The following is a 26,656-nucleotide window of genomic DNA, read 5'->3' on the forward strand; positions in this document are numbered from 1 at the left end:
AGTATAATCTTGGTTTGGAAATATACAACTGTTTGGACATAAAAAAGACCATCGAAATGATGGTCTTGCAGACTGTAGACAAATGCATAAAATAACGAATGAACCTTTCTCTGAACACTTACTTTACTTCTTTCATAAATAGTCTAACATTTTCAGCGATTTCTTTGAATTTGGTATGGTGTAAATAATGTGATCCATCCATGGTTACTACTTTTCCATGTAACGAGTCTTTGATCTGCCCTTCATGCAGAGGTATCCATCCTGCTACATCTTCATTATTCGCTTGTACAAAGAGAAGAAGTGGAAGATATTTAGGGAAGATTAAACCTTGAGCCCCTTTAAAATTAGACGAAATGTGGTCCATCTCATTCAAGGTTGTGTCATTATAAATGTTTTTATTCGAAATCATTTTCATTTGCTCTACGGTTTTTTCATCAAATGACAGTCCAGCATAGGGGTCAGCACTGATTTTCATAGCCAATCTTAAGAGGCCTGATTTTTTGAGATATGCAAACGTTTTTAATGGGAAATTGATATCCATACCCGGTTGTGTTGCAACACTGCTATCGATTCCGACAAATGCAGTCACCTCGTTTGGATATTTGTTCACATAATCAATTCCATAAATACCTGTAATGGAGTGGCCCATGAGCATGTATCTGTTAATATTAAGCTGCTGTAGAGCTTCATGAACTTCACTTACCATATTCTCCGTGGTTCGCTCTTTTACAGTTTCATCACTTAATCCATAACCGAAAGGCTCCACCGCAACAACTTTGTAAAATGGAGATAATTCATCGATAAGAAGCTTAAAATCAAGCCCTGGAGTAGCTGTTCCATAACCAGGCAGGAGCACGATCGTTTCCTCGCCCTCGCCTTGAATTAACACATTCATGTTTTTCCCGTCTACAGATACGTGCTGCCCGTAGGGCACTATTCGTTTTTGCTCCGAATGACTACTCATCACATTTACGATATAAACAATACCTAAAAAAAGTACAATGGCTAGAACGATTACTCCTATGATTTTAAGTAAGATGTTTCGCACTTTCTTTATTTTCATTCCACTCAGCCTTTTCTTTTCCTCTTGTTGTGTCACTGTCATCTTCTCCTGTCCTGATCTGTTTGCCTTCCTTCATGTGCCTGTAATGAAAACTTAACCAATGAAGATGTACTCACCATGACGACAATATGAACTGAATATGAACTGCAAAAAAAATGCTACGTCTCTATATGCAAGTAAGCTTGCATATAGAGACGTAGCATAGAGAATGAATCTAACTAATCTGTTGGTGTAGTGATTGGTAAGGTGACGATGAAGGTCGTTCCTTGACCAAGTTCACTTTTCACTCGGATGTCACCTTGATGAAGCGACACGATCTGTTTAACGATAGCGAGTCCCATACCACTTCCGTCATACTTACGACTGTGGGAACGATCGGCCTTAAAAAAACGCTCGAATATACGCTTCTGGTCGTCAAGGTGAATACCAATACCAGTGTCGGATATTAGGATTGTCACGTTTTTGATATCTTGTTTGATGCTTACGTTAATCACGCCGGCATCCTCGGAAAATTTGATGCTATTTCTGAGGATATTCGTCCATACCTGATTTAACAGGTCATGATCAGCCGTTACTTTAACTGTCTGTAAATCAAGCTCGAAATGTATATCGCGAGCAGACCATTGTGGCTGGAGCGCCACAATTATCCGTCGGATTTGTTCATCGAGGCTGAGCGTGACGAGCCGCAGTTGCTTTGACTGCGATTCAAGAAAACTCAGCCTTAACAGGTTATCGCTCATTTTGGACATCCTTTTCGCTTCAGCGATGATAATATCAAGATAACGGCTTCGTTCGTATTCTGAGAGGTCAACTTGCTTAAGCACTAGAGCATAACCGGATATCGAAGTGAGCGGAGACTGAACCTCGTGCGACACGTTCGTTACGAATTCCCTGCGCATCTGCTCAAGTTGCTGCAGATCGTGCATCATTTCTTCGAAGCTGCGAGCCAAAGTACCCAGCTCACTCGTTTGCTTAATATTCAACTTGACGTTGAAATCTCCAGATGCTATCCGCCTGGTCGCTTTTGTCAGCTTTTTTATCGGTCTTACCAGGAATACAGAGGCAACTAGAATCAATAAGCTTCCTGCAATCAACGAACATGTTGCAAAGACCAATGCCCACTTTGTGACAAAAGAGGCTGAAGGAGGGGCGAGCGCTTCCAAAAATATCGCTTTCGTTCCCATCTCCGTTTTCAACGGCAACCCTAAGAGGACCGTGGCAATACCATTAGGAGTGTCCTGAACAACACCTCCATCTAATACTTTCTTTAGTTGCTCCATCGTCACAGGCGCAGGTTTGTGTCCGTGAAGTTTACCGTAAGACTTGAACTGACCCGTTGCTTCGTAAATTCGAATATAATAAGAATCGAGCTGCTTCATTTCACTTACGAACAAGTCCGCTTCACGTAACGGAAAGGTCTTGTAAATCCGGACAATGTCTTGGCCAAAGTTACGTGAGTTGATTTGAGCGTTTTCGTTCAATTTATCTTCGAATATCCAAGTTGACACAAAAAAAGAAATGGTCGTGCCCCCGATGATGGAGACTAAAAATGTCAGGACAACACGTATATATAAGGATCTGATCATTCATAAACCTCAAGCCGATACCCAAGCCCGCGCACCGTTTCGATCCGAAAATCGGGTGTTGTCGCGAACCGTTCACGCAGCCGTTTAATATGTACGTCTACCGTTCGATCATCTCCGGCGTAATCGATACCCCAAATCTGATCGATCAACTGCACGCGCGTATAGACTTGTCCGGGTGTTCCAGCGAGCTTATACAGCAATTCGAACTCCTTTAGCGGCAACGTAAGCGACTCCGTCCCTTTCATCACCTTATAGGTCTGTCGATCAAGGATGACGTTCCCTAAATGAATCGTCTGCGTGGAGCCAATCTTGTATCGTTTGAGTAGTGCCCTAACACGAACCGTCAACTCTAACGGATCGAATGGTTTGGTTAAATAATCGTCCGTCCCAAGTTCGAAACCTTTCACTTTCTCCCATGTTTCTCCTCTCGCAGTCAGCATAAGTAAAGGTAGATCAGGATTGGCTCTTCGGAGCTCCTTGCTTAACGTCCAACCATCCATAATCGGCATCATAATGTCTAGTACGACAAGATCGACATTCGTTGAGATGTAGACGGCCAGTGCTTCCTTGCCATCCGCTGCTTCAGCTGTTGCGAATCCGTCGTTGCGTAGAAATAAACAGACGAGTTCGCGAATGTTCGCATCGTCGTCAGCAACTAGTATAGTAGGCATCGTTTCCCTCTTTTCCCTGTTTTCCACCGCATTATTTCAAGCAATCATTATACTATAAATTAACACGTATGTTGATTAACCAAAGTAATACAGTTTCTTGATTTATCGACCTGTAGAATTCAAGTGTTTCTTTCAAACTAATTTTCCACTCAATTGACAAGGCTTCACAAAAAAACAGGCGTGTGAAACCTGCAAATGACAAGCGTTTATTTTGTCTTTTGGCCTTGTGCACGAAGAAATTTCAGCAAAGCATAGGCAATTATAGCTGTGAATAACTGATTGAACAACGCATTGGATGTTGTGCCAAACAATACGGAAACGTTCAAATTCAGCTAAATCCAGCGGAAAAATGATTCAATTGCCCAGCGCTATTTGTACATGGCGGCAATTCCTTCGGACAGATAGATTGGTAGAACGCATATTCCCCAAACTACTCCAGTAATTACAGCATCTAAAATAACACGTCCCATATCCACTAATTATTTTTCATCAAATGCGTAAATGGCGTATCAACTTTGATTGCACATTCATTCCAAATCATTACTTGTTAATTTAAGTGAATTCCACCATAAAGATTCATATAGGTTTAGTAATTAGTCAAAGTTATTAGGGTGTTCCGTCGTATAATTTATATATTACTATATAATTACCTCTTGATTTTTTATATTATAGTTCTACATCAACACATAATATATAACTTTTTCTCATTGCTTCTTGAACTAATCTGCTCCGTTCAAGAAGAACCCTATCAGTTTAAATAACTCAGATTTCGGAAAAATTAAATCAATTCAAATGATACCCACCTTTTAGTAATCTCAAAAAATTTCTTAGTCGCGAGTGAGGTTGGTTTTCTTATAGCTAATCCAATAGTTCGATAGCTATCACTTTCAAGTGGAATGGCTGCAAAAGAAATTTTTGATGTCGGTATAATCATTTCTGGCAATATACTAATTCCTAGATTATTCTCCACCATGGAGATCACTGAGTATTCATTCATATTTTCGAATCGAATATTGGGGCTAACTTTATTCTCCCTAAATATTTTTTGAATATCATCATAAAACTGATATGTTGGCATAATAAAAGGTATATTTTCTATTTGTTGCATTGATACTTGGTTTTCCTAACATAATGGGGATTGGTTAGATACAACACATAAAAGTCGATCCCTCTTCAATTGTACGATTTCAAAGGATTTTTCAAATGATTCAAAGTAAGTATCATTATTAATAAATCCACAATCTAATCTCCCGTTTTGTAACCAATTCTCAACTTCAGCATAGTTTCCTTCCAGTAATTCGATTTCAATATTTGGAAACTTTTCCTCCATTTTTTTAAGAATACCAGGAATCCAATTTTTAGAAATACTTGAAAAAACTCCCACTCTTACTGTTCCTTTTTGGAACCCATTGATAGCGGCTACTTCCTGCTTCAGCATGTTGTTATAGTATAAAATTTTCCGAACGCTAATTAAAAGCTCCTCTGCATTTTTGGTCAATGTTAAAGTAGAGTGATTACGAATAAATAAAGGAAAGGAAAACTCTTTTTCCAAACTGCTAATTGCATGACTTACGGCAGATTGGGTGAAACCTAACACTTCTGCAGCTTTTGTAAAACTATTGAGTTCTGCCACTTTGTTAAAGTCACTATGGTCCTCCTCATGAATTTTATTCATGTCTCCATTATATTTCTTCGTTTTATTTAATGCCATTACCAACATACAATAATTGCATGCTCTATTATATGACCTTTGACAAGGGATGTATTTTTTATGGAAGGATGAAGTGAAATGCAAAAAAATTTTAGTTACAGGTGCTGCAGGTAAGATTGGCCAAGACGTTACAAGGTTCCTAGATAAGCAAGGGAATTACTAGTTACGGCTAGCAGATATTAACTTATCTGCTTTAGAAACTTTTAAAGATACAAATCATGAAATCATATATTTAGAGTCTATCAATTGTGTACTGTACAACTTGAGTAAAATGAAAAACACCTCGATCCTTGGTATAGTGAGATTACCTAGAAATCACTACCACAGAAGAGGTGCCTTAACTACAATAGCTCAAAATAACCAATATCATCAACTACCAAAAGAACTTAATTCTATTTTTTCCGAGCTTGAAATGAAGATCCAGCTAAGGATGCAGTCTATCGCTTCTTATAAACGGTGCCAATGTTCAATTGGCGCCCTTTCCTGCTGCTGTTTAGTATGAATGCGATTAAAAAAGTAACTCGACTTATGAAAAAAAACGCTCCAAAGTGTTGATTGTGCTTATCATCGTAACTGCAGTAAAAAAGTTGAATTGCTAGCACACTATTTTGAAACCTTGGTTAACTATTCCACCTTTGAAATATTTCCTGTTTTTAATCAATGAGTAAGGGGCAAAATTTAAAGTATATGGTGGCACTATTTGTACTTCTTTCTGTAATCTCTACTCATCGAATAAATTTAGAGCTATCACTCATGCCTTCAGTTGAACCCCCCGATGAATGAACTAAGATAAGTTATGGATGAAGCGCCCGTGCCATCGCATCAAAATAATTCTGACTGGCACGCTGACTCACTTCGGCTTCAGGCACAAGTACTTCAAAGCAATGGAAGCAGCCGGGGTAGAGATGAAATTCAACATCTACTCCTGCTTGTGCAAGTCGTGTTACATATTCAATAATTTCATCTCGGAATAAATCGAGTTGACCTACACATGTATAAGTTGGCGGTAGTCCTGCTAAGTTGTCTGCTCTCGAAGGTACGGCATAGGGAGCTGGTTCGTTAGTATCGTTCTTCTTTCCCAAGTACATATTCCAAGCCGTTAAATTGTTTGATCTATTCCATGTTGCATTGTCTTCTATAATCTCATAGCTTGATGGTGTTATGTTGTGGCTATCAAGCATCGGATACAGCGGCATCTGAAAAATAATAGATGGACCTCCTTTATCACGAGTCATTAATGCAAGCGCTGCTGTTAGTCCACCGCCTCCACTTGCACCGGCGATCGCAACTCGATTCACATCAATTCCAAGCGAGTCTGCCTCATTTGTCATCCAAACCAAGCCTGCATAACAATCTTCAATAGCCGCTGGATAAGGATGTTCGGGCGCAAGTCGATAATCGACAGACACAACAACGCATTCAGCAGTCTGAACAAAGCGTTCACACAAAACATCGTCCATATCAGGGTGGCCCATTACGTATCCACCACCGTGAATCCACAGCATAGCTGGAAGGTTATCAAGATTCTTCTCAACGGGTTCGTAAATTTTAACTAACATCTCGCCGGCTGCGCCAGGAATCATTCGCTTGGTCATGTTTACAAGCTCTGATTTTTCCAAATGTGGATTCGACAAGAGACTTCGACTCGCCTCTAAATCCCCCTCTAATTGAAAGCCTGGAAATTGTGAGAAAGCCTGTTTTAATTCTGGTAATACTCGACTGTCAATTTTCATATAAATTCCTCCAGTTAAATAATGAGACTTGATGCAATCCTTATCGAATAATTAGCGGAATAGATGTGTCTCCTGTTCTCCTTCAGCTTCCCATTTGGCAATTTCCTCTCTTACACGAGGGGCAACTTCTGTTCCAAGCAATTCTATGGCACGCATGACTTGATCATGTGGCATGGTACTTAATGGTACATACATCATAAAGCGTGTAATCCCTACATGCTTACGAAGATGGATGATTTTTTCGGCGACTGTATCTGGATCACCAACATACAACGCCCCTTCAAAACTTCGTGCAGTATCAAAGCTGGAACGATCATAATAAGGCCACCCCCGCTCTTTACCAAGTTTATTCATGCCTGCCTGAGTGGAAGGGAAAAATGTATCTGCTGCCAATTCCGTATTCTCTCCAACAAATCCAATCGAATGAGACCCCACCTGAAGTTTTGATACATCATGACCAGCGTGAGCCGCCGCTTTCTTATATAGTTGTACAATTCGTGCAAAGTGCATTGGGCTACCACCAATAATCGCCAGCATAAGTGGTAATCCCAGAAAACCGGCACGGATAGCAGACTCCTGATTTCCACCGCTACCAACCCATATCGGTAAAGGATTTTGAACAGGTCTTGGATACACACCTAAATTATTGATTGCTGGTCGATGTCCGCCTTCCCAAGTCACTTTTTCGGACTGACGTATTTTGAGAAGTAGGTCCAAATGTTCTTCAAACAGCTCTTCATAGTCCTTCATGTTATAGCCAAACAATGGAAAAGATTCGATAAAGGAACCACGACCCGCCATAATCTCTGCGCGTCCATTTGAAATGCCATCCAGTGTAGAAAAATCCTGAAAAACGCGCACAGGATCAGCTGAAGAAAGTACAGTTACTGCACTCGCTAGCCGTATCTTTTTCGTTTGTGGTGCCGCCGCTGATAGAACCATCGCTGGAGAGGATGCTGCATAATCCTTCCTATGGTGCTCACCAACACCAAACACATCAAGTCCTACTTGATCAGCAAGAACGATTTCTTCAACAACTTCACGCAATCGCTGTGCGTGACTTATCACTTCACCACTATGTACATCTGGTTTCGTTTCTACAAAAGACGTAATCCCTATTTCCATTTGTCATCTCTCCTAGTTCAATTAGATTTTAAGTCAAAAAAATTAATCATTTCCTTTATAGTAGTAACGTGTTTCTCATATTGGCTAACACACGTTTATTTCATGAAATCTTAACTCGTCTGGTCATAGCCCAAAAAAGAAGAGCGAAAGCACTGACAGAGGCTCCGAGTAAGGAAACCCCACCCCAGCCAAAGTGTGCGTATATTTGAGTCGAAGCAATTGAACCACCAGCACTGCCGATAGAATAAAACACCATATATCCAGCAGTAAGTCGACTCCGTGCTTCTGTATGCAATGGAAGGATCATGGTTTGATTCGTGACATGTATTGCCTGTACGGCCAAATCAAGTAGAACTATCCCTATCACTAATGCGATTAATGACTGCTCTATATAACTGATGAACAACCATGAAATCAATAATAGAGCTAAAGCAATACCTGTCGTTCGTTGTCCGTAACCTTGATCGGCCCATTTCCCTGCCCGTGCCGCAGCTAAGGCTCCAGCCACACCTACAAGACCGAATGCGCCAATTGCACTATGAGATAGAGCAATTGGCGGTGTACTAAGTGGCAGTACTAGTGAAGTCCACAAAATGCTGAAATCAGCAAAAATCAGCATGGCTAGAACGGAGCGAACGCGTAACGTTCGTTCTTGAATAAATAAAGTAAGCACCGATCTAATCAACTGAGGGTAGGATAGCGATTTTACCTCGCGTTCAACATTGGGCAACATCTTTATAAACATAAAAACCATCAAAAGCATGAGCGCTGCAGAAAATAGATATACAGAACGCCATCCCGCAACATCTGTTAATATACCAGCAAAAGTACGTGCGAGAAGTATGCCAATAACTATCCCACTTGTTACAATGCCAACGACACGTCCTCTTTCTGTAGGGGAAGCGATGGTCGCTGCAAACGCCACGAGAGTCTGTGTCACAACTGCAAGCAGACCCACCAAAGCCATACCTGCGAAAAGTACCATGCTGGAGGAAGCAGTACCAACTATAACCAGAGCTGTTGTAGATAATAGCATCTGGCCGACAATTAGACGTCGCTGGTTTAACAAATCTCCAAGCGGTACGAGTAGTAGTAAGCCCAATCCATAAAAAATTTGTGTAATGGTAATAACAACACCAATAATGGAATGGTTAATACTAAACTCATTAGATAGTTGATCAAGCAACGGCTGTGCAAAGTAAATATTGGCAACAGACATTCCACAGGCAGTCGCAAACAATAATACCAAAGCGTGAGACATGGATGGTTGTTGATTCAAACTAGGTTTTGTTATGGAAGATTTATGACTTATCTTAGTGTAGAATGGCTCATCTTCTATATTTGTCTCTGTATTGCACATACCTTAACCTCCAATCACATTAGATTTTTACCAATAACATACCGTTCGGTACGATATGTTATTGGTAAATATAACTTAGCCTTATTCATGATGTCAACGATTTTTTGCACTAAAGTTAATATTTTATTAAATGAATGGAGCTTGATTTGACAGGAAGAATGGCTAATTATATAATAATTACATACTGTTTGGTAATAAAAACAACAATTGTAATTACCTACACACCTTTCCTAAAACAATTAATAAAATCAAAGTTTGAGGAGGAGAATTCTTAATGGCAAGAACCCGTGAATTTGATGAGGATCAAGTTTTAGATGCAGCAATGCAGTTATTTTGGGAGAAGGGATATGAGGCTACCTCATTAAGTGATCTTACTTCTAGAATGGGCATTCAACGCCCTAGTATTTATTCGACTTTTGGAGATAAGAAAGAATTGTTTGAAGCCGCACTTCGCAGGTATACAATGTCTCGGGCCTCTGATATACGAAATAGGCTTCAAAGTCACTCCTCTGTAAAAGAGGCATTTTCTATTTTCTTTGCCGATGTCGTCAATGAAGAATACGCAGGGGATCTTAGTAAAGGTTGTTTTTGTATCAATACAATGGTTGAATTAGCACCTCATGATGAGAGATTTGAAATTTTGACCAGAGAACATCAAATGTACCTAGCCGTCATTTTTCAGGAGACGATCGAACGAGGTATCCAATCAGGTGAGCTGGAAGTCAACACAGATGCAAAGTCTTTGGCACAGGCACTGATTGTAGCGTTAATCGGTCTAACGGTTATGATGAAATCTCGTCCCCAACGTTCATTTGTCGACAATGTAATAGCAGCGACGCTCACATTACTTAAGTGACATGATTGTATATGAAAGTACGAAAACTATACCTTTATAGGGGTAGCGTCAAATCTCCATCAAATCAAAATCTCATACCACCTCCAGAACGAAAATTTTATGCATGTTGTTCGTATTTATTGTTTGGGGATAAATCGTTCTTTAAGCTTGATGGCGATTCGGTGCTATCCCTAAAACATCTGGACTTTAATATCCAATTAAAAAAATGCAAACAAAACGACCTTTAATCAGTCGTTTTGTTTGCATTTCCTTTTTCTAAAACCACAGAAAAGATAAGTACTATAGTTAACAGTATAATAAACCTTACTTCACTTACAAAAAATGAATACAAAGTATAAATTAAAATTAATATTCCATAAATAACTTTGTGCAATGAACTCCCCCCTTTTTACCGTATATATTTTATTGTAAAAATTTAATTCAAGCCCTATATCAAAATGAAAATAAAAAGCACCTGTGATATACACAAAGTGCTTTTCTCTTGTCAATTTATCTATTTTCACTATATTTATCTATTTTCTTTTTATAACTCAAATTTCTTCGAATCGTACTTTTCTAGAGTTTGCTGCAATTCATTTTGTTCATATGGACTATGTTTATCTGTCTGTACATCTTCAACATTTTCTCCACCTGTTAATAATCTTCTGTACTTAAAAGAGTGCCCTGTTAATACTGTTGTAATCATTTTGTATTATCGCTATTAAGCTAAGAAAATACAGCTATCCCCAGAACGAGATTTTGTGCTAATTTGTAACAAAAAAGCTCATTTTTTCGTTTTGGGGCTAATTTGTTTTCTTAAGTTGATGGGCATGTGGCAATGGCCCATATAACAACAATTAGTTAAATTAATATTTTATTCGTTGTTTTATTTCTTTAAAACGATCATGTATTAATTTCTTGATATCCGTGTGATCCTTATATAAGGTGACAGTATACATGATGGAAGATGCAAGAATAGTAGACCATATTAACCAATCTCCAGCGTGCGAAAGAACTTTAATTACTTCACTCGTAAACTGTTCCTGTCCCGCATGAAATGTTGATACGAGAGAATTAAGGTTGAACAACAATAAAATAACAATCCTTCCCAAAAGCATAATAATCCATCCGATAATATACGAATAGCCTCCAACACTACATAATTGATTGTTATGATGAAAAACTTTCACCCTCTTAGCTTGCCAATAACCAACTATCGCTCCTAATATAAGCAAGCTAATTAATTCATTTGTTATTATAAAATCCAATCTATTTGGAAGACCGATATAAGTTCTAATTATAGCCATGATTGGTATACCGAGTAGATCAAAGCTATCTACTTTCTTAGGGATAAGCTGCCTAATAATCAATACAATAACGACTACAAGAATAATAATGAAAACTTTATTCATGCGATCAATCCTTCTTTTTTTCTATTAAATAATACTCAATAAGTTGATTTACTTTTTCTTCTGGATACAATTCTGGCTTTTGAAGAACATGGATTACTAGTCCATCGATAAATCCATACAGTATTTCTAATTCATAATCTCTATTGTAACCTTGTGTGACATAGCCTAGATCCTCCATTAAATCTAGAATGATTCCCATAAGGTATCTCGTATGATTATCCATTTTCTTCCGAAGTTCAATAAGTTTCGGGGAACTAAAAGATATCCCTAGAAATGTAATCCAAACCTTACCTTCCAACATTTCTTCTTTATTAGAAGGAATAATAAATTTCATTAACCTTCTAAGTGCTTCTTCTTTCGTTCCCTTAAATTCACTTGTACGAGTTTTCGCCCGTTCTTCCATTCGATTCAATACTAAATTCATTGCATAGTAAATTAATGCATTTTTAGACGAAAAATGATGCTGAACAAGGCCAACCGACATATTCGCTTCATCAGCGATTTGCTGTATGGAAGCTTTATCGATACCTTTTTCTAATATTACACGCCAAGTAGCGGTGGCTATCTCATTCTTCCTTTGTATTTGATCAACTATTTTAGGCATTCATCTCCCCCTCCTTTTTATAATATGGTTATATTATAAAAAAAGTACTTAAAACAATATGGACATATTATTTTAAATGTAATAGGGCTCTTTCCACATGGCTATTAAGCTAACAAAACAAAAATTGACGTTGTCTGAGCTTAGCTTGATGGCGATATGTTGGGCCCCTATATAAAAAAACCACAGTTCACACCAAAACTGTGGTTTTTTGAAGTACAAGGAATTACATGAATCATAAATCACTGTCTAAATTGTACTCCTCATTTATCAATATCTGTATCTAGTTTTCAACTTCGTAACAGAGCTAAGTTTAATTTCTTACAGAATGAAACCAAGGCAATTGTTTAACACATGTATCGCCATAACATATGCAAGGGATCTTTTAGAAATCAGATAAGCAATAGTAAGTATTACCGATCCTGGTAAATAGATAGCAATATCCGAAAGCTGGTTCGTATGAAGAAGTGTAAAAATTATAATCGAAATGATAGATGCAATAACAGTACCAACATAATGAGAAAAGCGATTTATTAAAATATAACGAAACACAATTTCTTCAAGTATTGGACCCAGAATACCAAATACAAGCAATGTAAATATAAGAGGTACCTCCGTGCCCGTTTCAAGGAGCTGTTCTTGGTTCTCTGGTTGACCAGTTGCTAGAAAACGCATAACAGCCTGTTCTACAATTACCGTAAATAAAACCACCATAGGAATACTTACTATTTTCAAAATTGTCTTCTCTTTAAAATAAGTAAAACTTTCAATAATTTCTTTCCTAAAGAAAATTATTCCCACAATAGCAGGTACAGTCAAACCGATGGCACTAAGAGCAAATTCTGATTCAACTAAATTGCTGTTAGTTAAAAGTGATATGCCAAATAATATGAACAAGCCAATTTGAAGTAGTGCAAACATTGTATAAACTATTAGCATAATAAGTTCTTTTGTATTCATTTTAATAAAGTTCACTTTATTACCTCCATAATTAAATTACCTAGAATCTTTGAATTTTCTTTCTGCATAACATACTCCTTCTAAATATATTTATATAAAATTACAGACCGGACGGTTCGGTTCGAAATCTAATGATACTATAAGTTTCTAATTTTTTAAACCCCCTTTACAAATTATTAACACAATCAAAACGGAAAAAAGCAAATGAATTTATATCTCAGTTTCTTATTTACAATCAAATTTCAGTACTCATTCATTATTAACGATTAATCTTTTATAGTATGAATTGATACGGCTTTTAACCGCAAGATATCCTAATTAAACAAAGTGAAAGTGGGAGTAGTTCAAACATTTTAGCTAAACATATTAATTAAAATTATATATACTACTCATATGTCTATACGTTAAAATTAACTATATATTTTTACACCTTGTACGATTTCAGTTAAAATTATTTGTATAAAGTGACTCAATTAAACAATTGGTCACGTTGTTTTCGACAGAAAATTCACTCGAATAATACTGATAATACAATTTGATTAACCTCTTTTCAAACTGTATCGTTTGAGGTTTCCATAAGATAGGGATTGATAAGATATTTTTGCTCCAAACTTATTTATACTTACAAAAAAATCAAGAAAATAGAGGGTAAACATTACCTGAAATATTAAGCTCGTTTTTATTAGGAGGATTACAAAGCATGACTAATGTTGATAAGGTAAAAGAAAAGATTATTGAAACATCTTTATATTTATTTAATACCAATGGAATAACTCGCACATCTATCCAGGATATAATGACAGCTACTGAACTACCTAAAGGATCTATTTATCGTAGATTCAAAAATAAAGAAGAAATTGTCCTTGCTGCCTACGATAAAAGTGGTGAGATTATTTGGAGGCATTTTCATAAAGCAATGGAAAATAAAAAGACAGCAATTGATAAAATCCTTGCAATTTTTCTTGTATATCAAGATGCAGCTAATAACCCCCCTATTGCTGGAGGCTGTCCATTGCTTAATAGCGCAATTGAAAGTACTGGAGTATTTCCAGAATTACAAAAAGCAGCAGCAAAAGGCTATGATGATACAGTAATGTTAATGGCTTCTCTCATAAAAGAAGGAATAGAGAAACAAGAACTTAAAGAAGATATAGACATTATATCGCTCGCTTCTTTTCTTGCCTCTTCAATGGAGGGCGCTATTATGGCAAGTCGAGTATCTAACGATAATATACACCATCATTATTTTATCGAACAAATAAAACATCATCTTTTCTCTTATTCTAAATAAGTGAGAACTTGCATTGCTTTTTTATAGACTTAAATTGGATACCCCCCTCATAAAAAGTATTTACTGTTTATGAGAGGGGTATTAGTTTTTAGCAAATGTAGCTTTTTAACGCTGTATATTATGCATACAATCAATCTGTTTTTTTACATAGTTTGTTTGTATATTTCTATGAAAACCATATCATCGCTAGTAAGTAGGAATTTTATTCATCATTGCATATTTTTCACATACCTCCCCCCTTTTCATCCTACCCCTAAAATAAAAAATTTTAATTTTTTAGATAACATTACTGTCGACGTTCAAAAGCAAGACGTATAGCAAGACCCGTTAAGACACTTGCCATAAGCCAACGTTGCACTCGTAACCACGTTGGGCGTGCGCCAAACCATGTAGCAATTTTACTTGCTGTAAACACAATTAGAAGGTTGACTATAAAACTAACAGTGATTTGCGTAAGGCCTAAAATTGCACCTTGTAGAAGCAACGATCCCTTTTCAGGATTTTCAAATTGAGGTAAAAGTGACACATACAAAATAGCAATCTTTGGATTTAGAAGATTAGTCATAAGTCCCATCAGAAATAATTTTCGTGGTGGCTCATTAGACATAGTACGAGGTTCCATAATAGATGTAGCACCCGGTTTTATCGAATTCCAGGCGAGCCAAAGCAAGTAAGCAGCACCTGCCCACTTGACTGCTTCGTAGACAGCAGGTACTGCAAGGAATAAAACTGTAAGTCCGAACATTGTTGCGATTATATAAATTACAAATCCGAGCATAATGCCCAAGAGAGAAATAAATCCTGCCATACGCCCTTGCGTAATGGAACGAGAAATGAGATAAATCATATTAGGCCCTGGTGAACAAACCATGCTAAGCGAAACAATTGCAAAAGCTAACAAAGTACTAAAGCTAACCATAACCCTTCCCCCTTTATGTTACATAAAATTTCCTATTGTACATTTTATCATGATTAAGGAGAGAAAAGATTAATATAAGCCGATGCAGCTAAGGAATATGATCGGATGGAATGTATGGTAATCACATACTTGTCCTTCTCTTAAAGAGAGATTTAAAAATAACCTATCCATAGCGATACTAAAGCAACTACTAACAAAGCAAAACAAATTGTGATATTTCGAACCCACTTTTGTATATCATCAAAATACCTTTCTATAAATATAGCGTTAATATAAACGATAAGAAATAGAACAACGAAAGTAAGGGAACCCAATTTATCGTTAAATTTTCCATTGGTATATGTGCTTACATGAAGGAATAGAAAAACAAACGCTACTATGAATAGCTCAAATATCCTTTTTTTATTCACCCTGCCACCCCTTACAAAAATTTCCTTTCATTCCGTTTTACCAGAACATAATGTGTAGCAGCATATGAATAATTTATTTATGTCAAAAAGGCCAACAATTTAATATTGTTAGCCTCTACTTTCCATATTCGTACCTTTTATCACTTTACTTCCTAACAACCGGGATCCACATTTCACCAAATACTAAGCCGTCTCTTTGCCCCATCTCAACTGTTGTATTTGGCCCACCAACATAAGCAACATCCGTTGCTTCTCGTAATGCTTGACCGAAGGCGATGCCAGTCAGCTTATTACTTAGCTCTTCAGCCGTTTTGTCTTCCCCTTTCACTACTAAGTATTCTCCCTTCGGAAACTGAATCACTCTAGATTCTTCTTCTATTTGTGCTTCTGTCATGACACCAGCATAATACATCATCTTATTATTCACCGCTTCGCTCACAGAAAAAATGTATTCGTTTGTAGCTAGAGCTTTTAAAGTGTCCAACCTTCCATCTTCTTTAACAGCTGACCAAAAGTCTTCCTTTTCTTTATTTATTCCAGCAAAGTCTGTATAGTCACTCTTAATTTCAGTTCCAATACCTAACACAATAAAGCTATCTTTTTCTTCAATCGTATAATTTTTCATATTCAATACCTTCCTTTTTTAAAATGAATCAAACGATTTATCTTTTCATCTGATGAGTTTATAATATCTTTAAATCATGTCAAAAAATGATACTGTTTAGGAGACTCCAATGAAAAAAGTTGAACGGATTAATACAATTATGCGGTATATCAACAATCGCTCCCACTTTACAATTACTGAAATCATACGAGAATTTAACATATCACGATCAACAGCAATTAGAGACATTAGAGAAATTGAAGCTATGGGCATGCCACTTGTCGCTGAAGTCGGGAGGACTGGGGGATATTTTGTCATGCATAACTCTATCCTGCCCGTTGTTCGCTTTACTGATAACGAAGTCAAAGCTCTTTTTATTGCCTTTATGGCTACAAGAAATCAACAACTTCCCTATCTAAAGAGTCGCCAATCTTTAGCCGAAAAACTACTAGGACTCATCTCAGAAACCCAGCAAGATGACCTCGTTCTTTTAAATCAACTCTTGCTTTTTGAAGGGACTAACCCACATAATCCCGATCTACTTGAGCTTTCTGACCTACCCCACCCTATATTAGAAAAACTCATCCAAAGCCTTCTTTTGGATAGACATTTATTGATTACTGTCAAAGAAGAAGAAATCAAGTCTTATCCAATATATCTATTACACCTTTATCAAGAAAAAAGCCATTGGATCATTGAAGGGTTTGACTTAATAGAAGAACAGAAGATGATGTTTCCTGTCGATGACCTCATCAATATCAAACCGTACACGACGAAAAAGAGGTTAAATAAGAAACAGATTTTAGAAAAACTCAATAAGAAGGATGAAGCAATTAACCTTGTACTTGAACTTGGTCCAAAAGCGATTGCCCAGTACAAAAAATACCATCCTTTAAAAATTTCAATTTCTTATACAAACCCTTACCAATCCACAGCCATTTTAAAAACTTTTATCGATGTTAACAATCCCGATGAAGTGACAGAGATAGCAAATTGGCTGCTTTTCCTAGGGAAGGATATTACAATCAGGGAAATGCCTGAAGAAGTATTAAACGATTTACAAGAGCGACTATCCTTATATTGCCCTTGAGCGATAATCCGTTAAACTAAAAATATTGAGTTCACTTCGTTACCAGTTGTCCATATTTTCTACCATGAGTGCGTAACAAATAATAAAAGCACGGAAAATCTTCCGTGCTTTTCTAAACATATATATTATTCCAGGAGGGTCAGTTACCTCAATTCTTACCCTAACTGACGTTTAAATGCTTTACTAGCGAAAAAGTAAGAGATGATCATGATGCCTACGCACCAAATGAGTGCAATCCATATATCGTTGCCAACAGTACCTTCATATAAAAGAGCACGAATCGCATTCACGATTGAAGTTACAGGCTGATTTTCTGCAAACGCACGAATAATTTTTGGCATCGTTTCGGTAGGTACGAATGCCGAACTAATAAATGGAAGAAAAACGAGTGGGTACGAGTATGCTGTCGCCCCTTCCATAGACTTCGCTGTCAGCCCTGGAATGATAGCTAGCCATGTTAGTGCCAACGTAAACATCCCCAGTATTCCAGCTACTGCAAGCCAATCTAGAATATTAGCACTAGAACGAAAGCCCATTAAGAGCGCAACAAGCATGACAACCACGATAGTAAGTACATTAGCAACAAGAGAGGTTAAAACGTGAGCCCACAATATCGATGAGCGCTTAATAGGCATCGTAATGAAGCGTGCCATCAGCCCACTCTTTATATCCGTAAATAATCGCACAGAAGTGTAAGCCACACCGGATGCGATGGCCATTAGCAAAATTCCCGGCAATAAATAATTGACGTAGTTATCCGTTCCTGTCTTTATAGCCCCGCCAAATACGTAAACAAACAATAACATCATCATAATCGGTGTAATCGCTACAGTAATAATTGTATCTGGACTACGCATAATATTGCGCATTAAGCGTCCTAGTAATACCCCTGTTTTGCTTTTCATTTACATTTCCCCCTTTTTACCGATAATCGCAAGGAAAATTTCTTCCAATGTCGGCTGCTTCTCGATATACTCCACCTTAGCTGGTGGGAACATCTCTTTCAGTTCTGTAAGAGTACCTGTCGTAATGATTTTTCCGCCATGCAAAATAGCGATATGGTCCGCCAGTTGTTCTGCTTCCTCCAAGTACTGAGTCGTGAGCAAGATCGTTGTGCCGCTGCCGGCAAGTTCCTTGACAGTATCCCACACTTCGATCCGCGCTTCCGGATCAAGTCCAGTCGTTGGTTCGTCTAGAAAAATAACTGCTGGCGCCCCGATCAAACTCATCGCGATATCAAGTCGGCGCTTCATCCCGCCTGAATACTGGTCTGCCCTCTGGTTGGCCGCATCAGTCAGGCTAAATCTTGCAAGTAGATTATCAGCAACTTGAGCTGGATTGGAAACACCACGTAACTTGGCGATCATTATCAAGTTTTCCCTCCCAGTAAGCATGCCGTCTAAAGCTGCGAACTGCCCTGTCAAACTGATGCTTTGCCGAACATGATCTGGTTGACGCTGAATATCAAACCCGCAAATACATGCTTCACCATCATCTTGTTTCATTAGTGTCGAAAGGATATTGACCGTTGTCGTCTTTCCCGCTCCATTTGAGCCTAGCAGCGCGAAAATTTCGCCACGCTGCACATCAAAATCCACTCCCTTTAAGACTTCTTTGTCTTTAAAAGATTTTTTTATCCCTTTTACAGAAATCGCTGCATTACTCATACTTTTTCCCCCTTATAAAATAAATTACCTATACCCTCTATTTAGTATCACTGATAATCTGTATTACTTAGTAGTGGTTTAAAAATATAACTGAATAGCGATGGCGGCATTTCACATTTGTAACCAGCTAATCAGTCGGTATGACTTATTCCACTTATTTTTTTCTCAATTTCTTCATAATGCTTTCATTCAAATCTTCACGATACTTGGAGACGTACGTTTTCGCATTTGCCACAAGTTCATCAGCAAAAGATGCTACGTCTTCCCCAGTAATGTCAAGCACTTGTCTGCCTTCCGCTGCACCAGCTTCAAACAAATCGATTAATTCATACTGTATGTGCAGCATATCCATCCCATTACCCGCTGAGAAATTCCACATGTAGTTTTGAATTTTCTTAAACACAAACTGATAATCCTCTGGCAGTGCTCCAACACGTGCCATCATCATTTTGTACTCTTTTTTATCACCGATTAATTTTTTAAACATTTCCAACATCTTATTTTCCTCCTTTTTTTAAAGCAGAACAAGAAACTCTCCAAATATGAGCCGGAACATTTTATATTATGAGGCTAGTTTGACTTCAAGACGTTAATTTTTGAAGATACAAAATCCCATTTTTTCCAAAACAGTTCAAGCTCCTGACGACCATCCTCATTTAATGAATAAAACTTACGAGGCGGCCCCATATCTGATGGCTTCTTTTCAATATTTACAAGCTTTTTCTTTTCTAATCGTACGAGGATAGTATAAACCGTCCCTTCCACAACTTCGGTAAACCCAAGATCATTCAGGTGGCGGGTAATCTCATAGCCATACGTTTCACGGCGACTAATGATTTCCAGCACACACCCTTCCAGTGAACCTTTTAGCATTTCAGTTAAATTTTCCATGTCCTGATCCTCCTTTACCCCCTATTCTGTCTGACTTATATTCAGTATCACAGAGTACTAAGGCGAATTTTTACTGAATAGCTTTTGAGTAAAACCACACTATTCAGTATTACTTATTACAACTACATTGTATGACTAAGTAGCTATAGATGTCAACTGATTTTCAAATTTTTTCTAAAATCCGCTATTACCTCTTGTTTACTGAAAACATTTTGAAAAACAACACTACTAAGTATCACCTATTACTTCTACATTGTATGACTGAGTAGTTGTAAATGTCAACACGATTTTTATATTTTTCTAAAATCAACTATTACCTATCAGTTACAGCCCATTTTCTTTTTAAAGAAATTTCGCCACATACCTATACCTATCCGGCCAAGAAAAGAAAATACCCCAAAACAAATATTCTACGTTTTTGTTTTGGGGTGCTATAGGTTAGCTCTTCTTCTTAATAAGACAGATCATCCTTTTGTTACGATAACATCATATCCATATCTTCCGCTGCAGTTGTAATCAGTTTCAAACCGAATGTTTCTTGTAATACATCAAGCACGCCAGGTGAAATAAATTCAGGCGCCTTTGGACCGATGCGAATATCTTGAATACCAAGACTAAATAGCCCAAGTAAAATGGCAACCGCTTTTTGTTCAAACCATGATAAGACAATACTTACTGGCAATTCATTCACTTCACATTGGAAAGCATCTGCTAAAGCGGCCGCTATTTTCACTGTAGAAATTGAATTATTGCATTGTCCTAAATCAATGTAACGCGGAATCTCCGTACCAGGTACAACACCATAACTTACATCATTAAAACGGAATTTCCCGCAAGAAGTTGTTAAAATAACCGTTTCTGGTGGAAGCGACGTTGCTAATTCACGATAATATTCTCCGCCTTTTCCCGGAGCATCACAACCTGCGATGACAAAGAAACGCTTAATCTTTCCTTCTTTTACTGCATTAATAATTTCCGGAGCTAATGATAATACTGTATTATGATGAAACCCTGTTACTAACTGCTCATCCGACTCCATATGTACTTCTGGAAGTTCTAGCGCTTTTTGAATCAATGGTGCAAAATCATCATTTTCAATTTTTTGTACACCCTCTAAACCTGCAATATCATATGAAAAGAATCGATCAGAGTATGACCCTTTAATTGGCATAACACAGTTCGTTGTCGCTAATATTGCACCTGTAAATTTTTCAAAAAGACGTCGTTGATCATACCATGCCTTACCGATGTTTCCTTTTAAATGTTTATATTTTTTCAACTGCGGATAACCGTGTGCTGGTAACATTTCAGAATGCGTATAAATATTAATTTCTTTTCCTGCTGTTTGTTTTAATAATTCTTCTAACGCAAATAAATTATGACCAGTAACTACAATTGCTTTACCTTCTACATGGTTTTGCGTAATTTGAACAGGCTCTGGAACACCAAAGTGATTCGTATGTGCCTCATCTAACAACTCCATTACTCGTAAAGCCGATTTCCCTACTTTCATAGCCATATCAATATGTTCTTGTTCATTAAAGTTAGAATTTGTTAATGTCATATACAATGCTTCTTGCGTTGTAGCATCTACAAATGCATCAGTATACCCTAGCTGAGCAGCATGCGTACGATAAGCTGCAATTCCTTTTAGCCCAAACACAATCGTATCTTGTAAACTTGCAATTGTTTCATTTTTACCGCAAACACCCATCACTTTACATCCACCTGTTGGCGTTTGTTCACATTGATAACAAAACATTATCATCCCACCCTCTCCCAATCATTCCTTACAAATCAATCATAACGCCCATTAGGAAAAAAGGATGTGATATCAATCACAATACTAAGTATAAATTTGTGACAGTTCATATTATTGACACCAAAAACATTACATAATCATATTGTTCAGGTTTTCAAATATCTAAACTATTGCTAAATCACATATTCAACTGAAAGAATAGCGTTTTTTCATTTTGAAGAACTATCAATTTTTTGATTAAAGATTTTATGAAAAATCACTTTATTTACAATACATTTACACTATCTTTACAATGTTTACATTATTTATATGATATATTTATATAGAATCTACTTAAGAAATTTCATGTACATTGTTATCTTTATAATCTCTGATCTGATTGATAAGAGATTATGTTATATTTTCATACCAGGGGTGAATTAGGATGACTGAAACTTTAAAAACACTTATAATGCTCGATATTACTTACGTTGTTATAGCAATTATGACGGTACTGGTATTTGTATACTTGGAATTAAAATCTCAGTAACGTATGCAGGCATAATTGATGGCTTCGCATTTAAATATAGCTAGAAGAAAGCGAGGAGAAAATTGTTTCTCCTCGCTTTTATATTCCAACAGTTTCTTATTTCAACAAATCCAATGTATGTAAAAGTAATCCTCTGTCCCCTACTTCTCCATGACCAGGCACTACTGCATTTATATTTCCATATCGTTTCAGCACATTTTCAATTGATGTGGACCATTCATTTACATAGGCATCAGCAACGTTTCCTAAATCTTTAGCTTCCGCAGATTTCACTAAACAACCTCCAGCTAAAATGTTATATTGCGGTAACCATACGACAATATTATCTTCTGTATGTCCTTTCCCTGGATAGAACGTTTCTACTTTCATATTTCCAAACTTTAATTTCGTAATGGTTTGTAAGTCTGCAAGTGGTTCCTCATATCCATTTTTCTTTGCTAGTTCTGCAGTCAATGCCGTACTATGCGCTTTAATGCCTCTTTCTTTCAACGTTTTTATTCCGCCAATTCGATCAGCGTGCGCATGTGTAATAATAACATCCGTTACGCGCTTCTTAAATTTCTTCTCTACCATCTCTATTAATTCCTTCGTTAACTTATCATCCCAAGAAGAATCGACAAGCACTAACCCTTTAGAAGTAGTAAGAACTAGACCATTCGAAGGAACTGCTTCTCCGTTAAAATAACCTAACTCCGTATGAACCCATACATTTTTGTTTAACTGAGAAATTGAAATAGTTCCTGTCTCATTTTTTATTACTTTTTGCTCTACCGTTCGTTCTGCTTGTACAGAAGAAATTGTACTAACAAATTGAGTTGTTCCTAGTAAACTAACACATACCCCTAATTTTAATAATGTATTTTTCATTTTCTCCACCCTTTCTTTCAAACGAAATAGTTATTACCTATATTAGACAATTCATCTTAACAGTTTGTTCCATCTTTTCTTACATATTTTTCATACCATTAATAAAAAAGATCACCCAAATGGATGATCTTTTTTATAATTTATCAACATATTGCTTCGCTTCTAATAAGGAAAAACCAAAAGCTTCTCTTACTCTCTTAACTGCTGTAACTGTTTTTCCTTCTTCCATAAGCTGACGCAACTCCTTATTAATTTCAGGTTCTCTATCTACAATTCCCATTTCTTTCGAAATTAACTGTAATCTATCTTCCATCCTCTTTAAACGTGCATCCGTTTTCTTTTCGATTCTATTTAATTTTTCAACGATATAAATAAACCCAAAGACCGCTATCGGTATGATCATCCAAAATTCCATGACTATTCCTCCTCATTAGCTTTCATTTGTTTTATTTCACTAACTTATGTAAATTTTACCATGAAACACATTTAATGTATAATAGTAATATACAACACTGTTGATAAAACCTTTTATTTTAGGAGGCACTTCATGAAAAGATTTTTTAAGACATTACTACAATTTGTAGTTCTTTCAATTGCACTACATTTATTATTTGATATCGTTGGCTGGCTTGTTTTCAATGCGCCAATTCAAAACAAACAAAGTATTATTTCCTTACTAACAGCCTCATGGTTAATGTACATGTACCGAGATAAATTTTTTAAAGCATTCACTTCGAATTAACTAAAAAACTTCATCGATAAAAGATGAAGTTTTTTCTTTTTCTCTCATTCTATCTATTTACTGCTGTATAATAGAACTAATATTCTGTCTTTTCAACGAAAGGAGTCACTATGAACTTACAAAGTAATAATATATATGAGCAAATGAGCCAATATTCCGTTGCAGGTTTAAGTCTTGCCGTTATACGTGACGGCACCCTAGACGAAGTCGCTACTTTCGGAACGCTTGAATCTGGAACAACTAGAACTGTCACTACGGATTCCATATTCAATTCTTGTTCAATTAGTAAATTCATCACTGCAATGCTCGTACTAACGTTAACAGATCAAGAAATCGTGCATTTAGATGAAGACGTAAATGATAGACTCACATCTTGGAACATACCTACCAATCTATTTACCTCACAGAAAAAAGTCACGTTGCGAAATTTATTAAGTCACCAATCTGGAATTATTGACCCTCCTAATAGTTTTGAACATTATACACTTGCACAAGGACGACCAAACTTGTCTGAACTCCTTGCCGGCAAAACATCATATTGTCCAGTACCGATTGAAGCGACTTATAAACCAGAAAGCGAATTTCACTACTCTGATGCAAACTTTTGTATTATTGAACTACTACTTGAAGATATAACTGGAAAACCATTCAACCTTTTACTTGAAGAGTATATCTTTCAGCCACTCCAGCTAAAGAATAGTACAGTATTCTCTACTGTAGATATAAATAAAATGGTGGCCTTTGCTTGTGGGCATAATAAAGATGGTACTGTTACAAATGAGAAGTATCCATTTTATCCATTCGCAGCTTCTTCAGGTATTTGGACAACACCAACAGACTTATCAACTTTAGTTATTGAAATCATTCATTCCTTGCAAGGACAGGGCAAGCTAAAACTTTCTCAAAAAACAGTACAAGACATGATTTCTCCTCAAGGTTGCTCAAAATGGACTGGGTTAGGTATTTTTCTAGATGATTCTAACGAAGACTTACAAATATATTCACTTGGATGGGGCGTTGGATTTCAATGTATGATGGTATGCTATCCATACCGAGGTAATGGTGCTGTTATTATGACGAATGCTGACTTAGGTGTTCATCAAATGGAAGGGATTATTGGTGACATTTTAAAAACATTATCCTTATAATGAAAATAAAGAAGCTGTTCCTTCCAGCTTCTTTATTTATATTACATTTTTCGCAACAATTTTTATATGTTCTGGCGCAATAATCTCCGTTATACTTTCTTGGAAATCTTCCTGCAACATTTCTTCAATATGTTCTAGCTGCACTTCAACATGTGTGCATTCTAAATTATGTATATTTAATAATGCATAATGATCTTTTTTCTTTACTACTAAATATTGATTTTCCTCTGTTACAAGTATAGAACCTAATCGTACTCCTAGTAGGCGTTGATCATCAAACTTCACAATCATTTCCTCCTTCATTAATCAAAAACGTGATTACTATGTAATAAAATAACATTTTAGGTAATCTATTATTTATAAACTATATCACAATTTATTAAAATATAAATATCATATTTCCTTTTACTAAAAGTCCCTATTCTTTTATATATTTCGATACAAAAAACTTTCTCAACATAAAATTAGAATTTTCAGTTTTTATTATCATGAAAATCTATTATAATAAAGTTAATAAATGTTTGACCTCTCCTAATTCATGTACATATGGATGATCAGTAGTTGTTGCTACTGATCTATTTTTTTGATTTCAGAAAGCAAATACGCTGCATCCTTTCCTACACCACAAATAAGTGCAGAACCCCTTTGAGATTGCCCCGGCAAACCGATATAATATAATCCTCTTACAGGACTTATTCCCTTTACATGATTAGGAAATCCTTTCTCATTCACTGCCTTTTCTAGTTCCATCCATTTATAGTTCTGAATAAAACCAGTTGACCATATAATGCTTTCTGCACTATACTTGCCACCATTTTGAAACATAATATTATTTTCAGATGCACTAACCACTTTTTCCTCTAGTTTAATTGCTCCATTACGAATAAGTTCTTTCCCTTCAAAACCAAAAATAGGATCCTTTCTCTTCTGAAACCATTTTCCCCTCTTAGTATTTACTTCGGCGTACAATAAACCCAATTTTTCTAGCCAATTAAAAATGCTTTTCCTAAAAAGATGTAACGGTAAAAATGTTAAAGGATGACCGATAGACATTGTAACTTCATGAGTTTTTGCAAGTTCTACTGCGATTTGCATTCCTGAATTCCCGCCACCTACTACTAGTACTTTTCTCTTAGGAATTTGTGATGGTGATTTATATTGTGATGAATGTATTTGAAAGATATGTGATGAAAGATGTTGTGAAAATGAGGGGATGTACGGTTGCTGAAAACCACCTGTTGCGATAACAACCTTTTTTGCTTGTAAAATTTCTGTAGGAGTATGTAATTCGAATATCTCTTTTTCTTTCTTTATTTTTAAAACTTCGGTTTGCAATTGGACGGGTAATTTAAAACGCCTTGCATATTCTTCTAAATATGTTGCCATTTCATCTTTACATGGAAATCCCTTTCCTTCTCCTTTTACTATCATACCTGGTAAGTTACTATGTTCCCTCGGTGTGAAGAGCTGTAAAGAATCATATCTGTTTCTCCATGAATCACCAACTCTGTTTCCTGCCTCAAGTAGTAAAAAATTATAGCCTTCTTGCTTCAAGTAATATCCCATTGTTAATCCAGCTTGACCCGCCCCGACGATAATTGCATCTAACATCCTTTTCCTCCTTCTCATTTCATATGAACATATGCTCATTTGTTCATATGTTTTATCATACGATTTAT

At 36.6% G+C, this 26,656-nt stretch carries 27 protein-coding genes and 3 pseudogenes; 6 read left to right on the plus strand and 24 right to left on the minus strand.

Annotated features, from left to right (window positions below; all coding sequences use genetic code 11):
* Window positions 1-118 precede the first annotated feature (118 nt).
* The 5 genes and pseudogenes from J0835_RS16560 to J0835_RS16580 all read right to left on the minus strand — a co-directional run bounded on the left by J0835_RS16560 (window position 119) and on the right by J0835_RS16580 (window position 4,995).
* Window positions 119-1,099, minus strand: a complete 981-nt coding sequence (locus tag J0835_RS16560) for an alpha/beta hydrolase (protein ID WP_087981353.1) — start codon at window positions 1,097-1,099, stop codon at window positions 119-121.
* A 182-nt stretch (window positions 1,100-1,281) separates the two neighbouring features.
* The gene (locus J0835_RS16565; protein WP_087981354.1) at window positions 1,282-2,649 is read right to left on the minus strand and encodes a sensor histidine kinase; all 1,368 of its coding nucleotides are present in this window, start codon (window positions 2,647-2,649) and stop codon (window positions 1,282-1,284) included.
* The gene (locus tag J0835_RS16570) at window positions 2,646-3,320 is read right to left on the minus strand and encodes a response regulator transcription factor (RefSeq protein WP_001142154.1); all 675 of its coding nucleotides are present in this window, start codon (window positions 3,318-3,320) and stop codon (window positions 2,646-2,648) included. The genes J0835_RS16565 and J0835_RS16570 overlap by 4 nt, the downstream gene beginning before the upstream one ends.
* Window positions 3,321-3,706: 386 nt before the next feature.
* Window positions 3,707-3,952, minus strand: a pseudogene (locus J0835_RS16575) (GNAT family N-acetyltransferase); the annotation flags it as partial.
* Between the two features lie 146 nt (window positions 3,953-4,098).
* Window positions 4,099-4,995 (minus strand): annotated as a pseudogene (locus J0835_RS16580) (LysR substrate-binding domain-containing protein).
* 85 nt (window positions 4,996-5,080) lie between these two features.
* Here J0835_RS16580 and J0835_RS16585 point away from each other — a divergent pair.
* Window positions 5,081-5,269, plus strand: a pseudogene (locus tag J0835_RS16585) (hypothetical protein); the annotation flags it as partial.
* A gap of 556 nt (window positions 5,270-5,825) precedes the next feature.
* On the opposite strand, the gene J0835_RS16590 reads toward J0835_RS16585, so the two are convergent.
* The 3 genes from J0835_RS16590 to J0835_RS16600 form a co-directional block, all read right to left on the minus strand.
* The gene (locus J0835_RS16590) at window positions 5,826-6,764 is read right to left on the minus strand and encodes an alpha/beta hydrolase (RefSeq protein ID WP_087981355.1); all 939 of its coding nucleotides are present in this window, start codon (window positions 6,762-6,764) and stop codon (window positions 5,826-5,828) included.
* Window positions 6,765-6,815: 51 nt separating this feature from the next.
* The gene (locus tag J0835_RS16595; RefSeq protein WP_087981356.1) at window positions 6,816-7,889 is read right to left on the minus strand and encodes an LLM class flavin-dependent oxidoreductase; all 1,074 of its coding nucleotides are present in this window, start codon (window positions 7,887-7,889) and stop codon (window positions 6,816-6,818) included.
* Window positions 7,890-7,989: 100 nt separating this feature from the next.
* Window positions 7,990-9,249, minus strand: coding sequence for an MFS transporter (locus tag J0835_RS16600; RefSeq protein ID WP_087981357.1), 1,260 nt, complete (start codon window positions 9,247-9,249; stop codon window positions 7,990-7,992).
* A gap of 274 nt (window positions 9,250-9,523) precedes the next feature.
* On the opposite strand from J0835_RS16600, the gene J0835_RS16605 reads away from it, so the two are divergent.
* Window positions 9,524-10,105 (plus strand): TetR/AcrR family transcriptional regulator, encoded by a 582-nt coding sequence (locus J0835_RS16605; RefSeq protein ID WP_000124675.1) that lies wholly within the window; start codon window positions 9,524-9,526, stop codon window positions 10,103-10,105.
* A 523-nt stretch (window positions 10,106-10,628) separates the two neighbouring features.
* Here the strand turns inward: J0835_RS16605 and J0835_RS16610 are convergent.
* The 4 genes from J0835_RS16610 to J0835_RS16625 all read right to left on the minus strand — a co-directional run bounded on the left by J0835_RS16610 (window position 10,629) and on the right by J0835_RS16625 (window position 13,072).
* Window positions 10,629-10,790 carry a hypothetical protein gene (locus J0835_RS16610; RefSeq protein ID WP_172805434.1) on the minus strand — a complete coding sequence of 54 codons (162 nt, stop codon included), beginning with the start codon at window positions 10,788-10,790 and terminating at the stop codon, window positions 10,629-10,631.
* Between the two features lie 160 nt (window positions 10,791-10,950).
* Window positions 10,951-11,496 (minus strand): hypothetical protein, encoded by a 546-nt coding sequence (locus J0835_RS16615; RefSeq protein ID WP_087981359.1) that lies wholly within the window; start codon window positions 11,494-11,496, stop codon window positions 10,951-10,953.
* Between the two features lie 4 nt (window positions 11,497-11,500).
* A complete protein-coding gene (locus tag J0835_RS16620; RefSeq protein WP_087981360.1) occupies window positions 11,501-12,100 on the minus strand; it encodes a TetR/AcrR family transcriptional regulator in 600 nt (199 codons plus the stop codon).
* Between the two features lie 318 nt (window positions 12,101-12,418).
* The gene (locus J0835_RS16625) at window positions 12,419-13,072 is read right to left on the minus strand and encodes a CPBP family intramembrane glutamic endopeptidase (RefSeq protein WP_087981361.1); all 654 of its coding nucleotides are present in this window, start codon (window positions 13,070-13,072) and stop codon (window positions 12,419-12,421) included.
* A 685-nt stretch (window positions 13,073-13,757) separates the two neighbouring features.
* Here J0835_RS16625 and J0835_RS16630 point away from each other — a divergent pair.
* Entirely contained in the window at window positions 13,758-14,348 is a 591-nt protein-coding gene (locus J0835_RS16630; RefSeq protein WP_087981362.1) for a TetR/AcrR family transcriptional regulator, read from the plus strand.
* Between the two features lie 286 nt (window positions 14,349-14,634).
* On the opposite strand, the gene J0835_RS16635 is transcribed toward J0835_RS16630, so the two are convergent.
* The 3 genes from J0835_RS16635 to J0835_RS16645 form a co-directional block, all read right to left on the minus strand.
* Window positions 14,635-15,267 carry a LysE family translocator gene (locus J0835_RS16635; RefSeq protein WP_064057410.1) on the minus strand — a complete coding sequence of 211 codons (633 nt, stop codon included), beginning with the start codon at window positions 15,265-15,267 and terminating at the stop codon, window positions 14,635-14,637.
* 152 nt (window positions 15,268-15,419) lie between these two features.
* Window positions 15,420-15,677, minus strand: a complete 258-nt coding sequence (locus J0835_RS16640) for a DUF3963 domain-containing protein (RefSeq protein ID WP_087981363.1) — start codon at window positions 15,675-15,677, stop codon at window positions 15,420-15,422.
* 145 nt (window positions 15,678-15,822) lie between these two features.
* On the minus strand, window positions 15,823-16,302 hold the full coding sequence (locus J0835_RS16645) for a GyrI-like domain-containing protein (protein ID WP_087981364.1): 480 nt from the start codon (window positions 16,300-16,302) through the stop codon (window positions 15,823-15,825).
* 109 nt (window positions 16,303-16,411) lie between these two features.
* Between J0835_RS16645 and J0835_RS16650 the strand changes: the two genes are divergently transcribed.
* Window positions 16,412-17,371 carry a helix-turn-helix transcriptional regulator gene (locus J0835_RS16650; RefSeq protein ID WP_087981365.1) on the plus strand — a complete coding sequence of 320 codons (960 nt, stop codon included), beginning with the start codon at window positions 16,412-16,414 and terminating at the stop codon, window positions 17,369-17,371.
* Window positions 17,372-17,526: 155 nt separating this feature from the next.
* Here J0835_RS16650 and J0835_RS16655 read toward each other — a convergent pair whose 3' ends face one another.
* The 7 genes from J0835_RS16655 to J0835_RS16685 all read right to left on the minus strand — a co-directional run bounded on the left by J0835_RS16655 (window position 17,527) and on the right by J0835_RS16685 (window position 23,502).
* Window positions 17,527-18,276: an ABC transporter permease gene (locus tag J0835_RS16655; RefSeq protein WP_087981366.1), complete on the minus strand. Its 750-nt coding sequence runs from the start codon at window positions 18,274-18,276 to the stop codon at window positions 17,527-17,529.
* On the minus strand, window positions 18,277-19,038 hold the full coding sequence (locus J0835_RS16660; RefSeq protein WP_087981367.1) for an ABC transporter ATP-binding protein: 762 nt from the start codon (window positions 19,036-19,038) through the stop codon (window positions 18,277-18,279).
* Between the two features lie 154 nt (window positions 19,039-19,192).
* Entirely contained in the window at window positions 19,193-19,534 is a 342-nt protein-coding gene (locus J0835_RS16665; protein ID WP_000891990.1) for a DUF1048 domain-containing protein, read from the minus strand.
* A gap of 74 nt (window positions 19,535-19,608) precedes the next feature.
* Window positions 19,609-19,929: a PadR family transcriptional regulator gene (locus J0835_RS16670; RefSeq protein ID WP_000429486.1), complete on the minus strand. Its 321-nt coding sequence runs from the start codon at window positions 19,927-19,929 to the stop codon at window positions 19,609-19,611.
* Between the two features lie 475 nt (window positions 19,930-20,404).
* Window positions 20,405-21,691 (minus strand): hydroxylamine reductase, encoded by a 1,287-nt coding sequence (hcp, locus tag J0835_RS16675; protein ID WP_087981368.1) that lies wholly within the window; start codon window positions 21,689-21,691, stop codon window positions 20,405-20,407.
* A gap of 625 nt (window positions 21,692-22,316) precedes the next feature.
* The gene (gene bla2, locus J0835_RS16680) at window positions 22,317-23,087 is read right to left on the minus strand and encodes a BcII family subclass B1 metallo-beta-lactamase (RefSeq protein WP_087981369.1); all 771 of its coding nucleotides are present in this window, start codon (window positions 23,085-23,087) and stop codon (window positions 22,317-22,319) included.
* Between the two features lie 133 nt (window positions 23,088-23,220).
* Window positions 23,221-23,502, minus strand: a complete 282-nt coding sequence (locus J0835_RS16685; RefSeq protein ID WP_048560080.1) for a hypothetical protein — start codon at window positions 23,500-23,502, stop codon at window positions 23,221-23,223.
* 132 nt (window positions 23,503-23,634) lie between these two features.
* Between J0835_RS16685 and J0835_RS16690 the strand changes: the two genes are divergently transcribed.
* Window positions 23,635-23,829, plus strand: coding sequence for a hypothetical protein (locus tag J0835_RS16690; protein ID WP_087981370.1), 195 nt, complete (start codon window positions 23,635-23,637; stop codon window positions 23,827-23,829).
* A gap of 110 nt (window positions 23,830-23,939) precedes the next feature.
* Complete coding sequence (locus J0835_RS16695) at window positions 23,940-24,977, plus strand: serine hydrolase domain-containing protein (RefSeq protein WP_087981371.1); 1,038 nt, start codon at window positions 23,940-23,942, stop codon at window positions 24,975-24,977.
* A 36-nt stretch (window positions 24,978-25,013) separates the two neighbouring features.
* Here the strand turns inward: J0835_RS16695 and J0835_RS16700 are convergent, their stop codons facing one another.
* Complete coding sequence (locus J0835_RS16700) at window positions 25,014-25,262, minus strand: hypothetical protein (protein WP_000666939.1); 249 nt, start codon at window positions 25,260-25,262, stop codon at window positions 25,014-25,016.
* Between the two features lie 282 nt (window positions 25,263-25,544).
* Complete coding sequence (locus tag J0835_RS16705) at window positions 25,545-26,588, minus strand: flavin-containing monooxygenase (protein ID WP_087981372.1); 1,044 nt, start codon at window positions 26,586-26,588, stop codon at window positions 25,545-25,547.
* Between the last annotated feature and the right edge of the window lie 68 nt (window positions 26,589-26,656).

Source organism: Bacillus cereus group sp. Sample62 (assembly GCF_036851315.1).
GTDB classification, from domain to species: Bacteria; Bacillota; Bacilli; order Bacillales; family Bacillaceae_G; genus Bacillus_A; species Bacillus_A wiedmannii.

Excerpts from the sequence above, each read along its gene's own strand:
- J0835_RS16565 (WP_087981354.1), bottom strand. The coding sequence starts at position 2,649 with ATGATCAGATCCTTATATATACGTGTTGTCCTGACATTTTTAGTCTCC.
- J0835_RS16570 (WP_001142154.1), bottom strand. The coding sequence starts at position 3,320 with ATGCCTACTATACTAGTTGCTGACGACGATGCGAACATTCGCGAACTC.
- J0835_RS16590 (WP_087981355.1), bottom strand. The coding sequence starts at position 6,764 with ATGAAAATTGACAGTCGAGTATTACCAGAATTAAAACAGGCTTTCTCA.
- J0835_RS16595 (WP_087981356.1), bottom strand. The coding sequence starts at position 7,889 with ATGGAAATAGGGATTACGTCTTTTGTAGAAACGAAACCAGATGTACAT.
- J0835_RS16600 (WP_087981357.1), bottom strand. The coding sequence starts at position 9,249 with ATGTGCAATACAGAGACAAATATAGAAGATGAGCCATTCTACACTAAG.
- J0835_RS16605 (WP_000124675.1), top strand. The coding sequence starts at position 9,524 with ATGGCAAGAACCCGTGAATTTGATGAGGATCAAGTTTTAGATGCAGCA.
- J0835_RS16610 (WP_172805434.1), bottom strand. The coding sequence starts at position 10,790 with ATGATTACAACAGTATTAACAGGGCACTCTTTTAAGTACAGAAGATTA.
- J0835_RS16615 (WP_087981359.1), bottom strand. The coding sequence starts at position 11,496 with ATGAATAAAGTTTTCATTATTATTCTTGTAGTCGTTATTGTATTGATT.
- J0835_RS16620 (WP_087981360.1), bottom strand. The coding sequence starts at position 12,100 with ATGCCTAAAATAGTTGATCAAATACAAAGGAAGAATGAGATAGCCACC.
- J0835_RS16630 (WP_087981362.1), top strand. The coding sequence starts at position 13,758 with ATGACTAATGTTGATAAGGTAAAAGAAAAGATTATTGAAACATCTTTA.
- J0835_RS16635 (WP_064057410.1), bottom strand. The coding sequence starts at position 15,267 with ATGGTTAGCTTTAGTACTTTGTTAGCTTTTGCAATTGTTTCGCTTAGC.
- J0835_RS16645 (WP_087981364.1), bottom strand. The coding sequence starts at position 16,302 with ATGAAAAATTATACGATTGAAGAAAAAGATAGCTTTATTGTGTTAGGT.
- J0835_RS16650 (WP_087981365.1), top strand. The coding sequence starts at position 16,412 with ATGAAAAAAGTTGAACGGATTAATACAATTATGCGGTATATCAACAAT.
- J0835_RS16655 (WP_087981366.1), bottom strand. The coding sequence starts at position 18,276 with ATGAAAAGCAAAACAGGGGTATTACTAGGACGCTTAATGCGCAATATT.
- J0835_RS16660 (WP_087981367.1), bottom strand. The coding sequence starts at position 19,038 with ATGAGTAATGCAGCGATTTCTGTAAAAGGGATAAAAAAATCTTTTAAA.
- J0835_RS16665 (WP_000891990.1), bottom strand. The coding sequence starts at position 19,534 with ATGTTGGAAATGTTTAAAAAATTAATCGGTGATAAAAAAGAGTACAAA.
- J0835_RS16670 (WP_000429486.1), bottom strand. The coding sequence starts at position 19,929 with ATGGAAAATTTAACTGAAATGCTAAAAGGTTCACTGGAAGGGTGTGTG.
- hcp (WP_087981368.1), bottom strand. The coding sequence starts at position 21,691 with ATGTTTTGTTATCAATGTGAACAAACGCCAACAGGTGGATGTAAAGTG.
- bla2 (WP_087981369.1), bottom strand. The coding sequence starts at position 23,087 with ATGAAAAATACATTATTAAAATTAGGGGTATGTGTTAGTTTACTAGGA.
- J0835_RS16685 (WP_048560080.1), bottom strand. The coding sequence starts at position 23,502 with ATGGAATTTTGGATGATCATACCGATAGCGGTCTTTGGGTTTATTTAT.
- J0835_RS16690 (WP_087981370.1), top strand. The coding sequence starts at position 23,635 with ATGAAAAGATTTTTTAAGACATTACTACAATTTGTAGTTCTTTCAATT.
- J0835_RS16695 (WP_087981371.1), top strand. The coding sequence starts at position 23,940 with ATGAACTTACAAAGTAATAATATATATGAGCAAATGAGCCAATATTCC.
- J0835_RS16705 (WP_087981372.1), bottom strand. The coding sequence starts at position 26,588 with ATGTTAGATGCAATTATCGTCGGGGCGGGTCAAGCTGGATTAACAATG.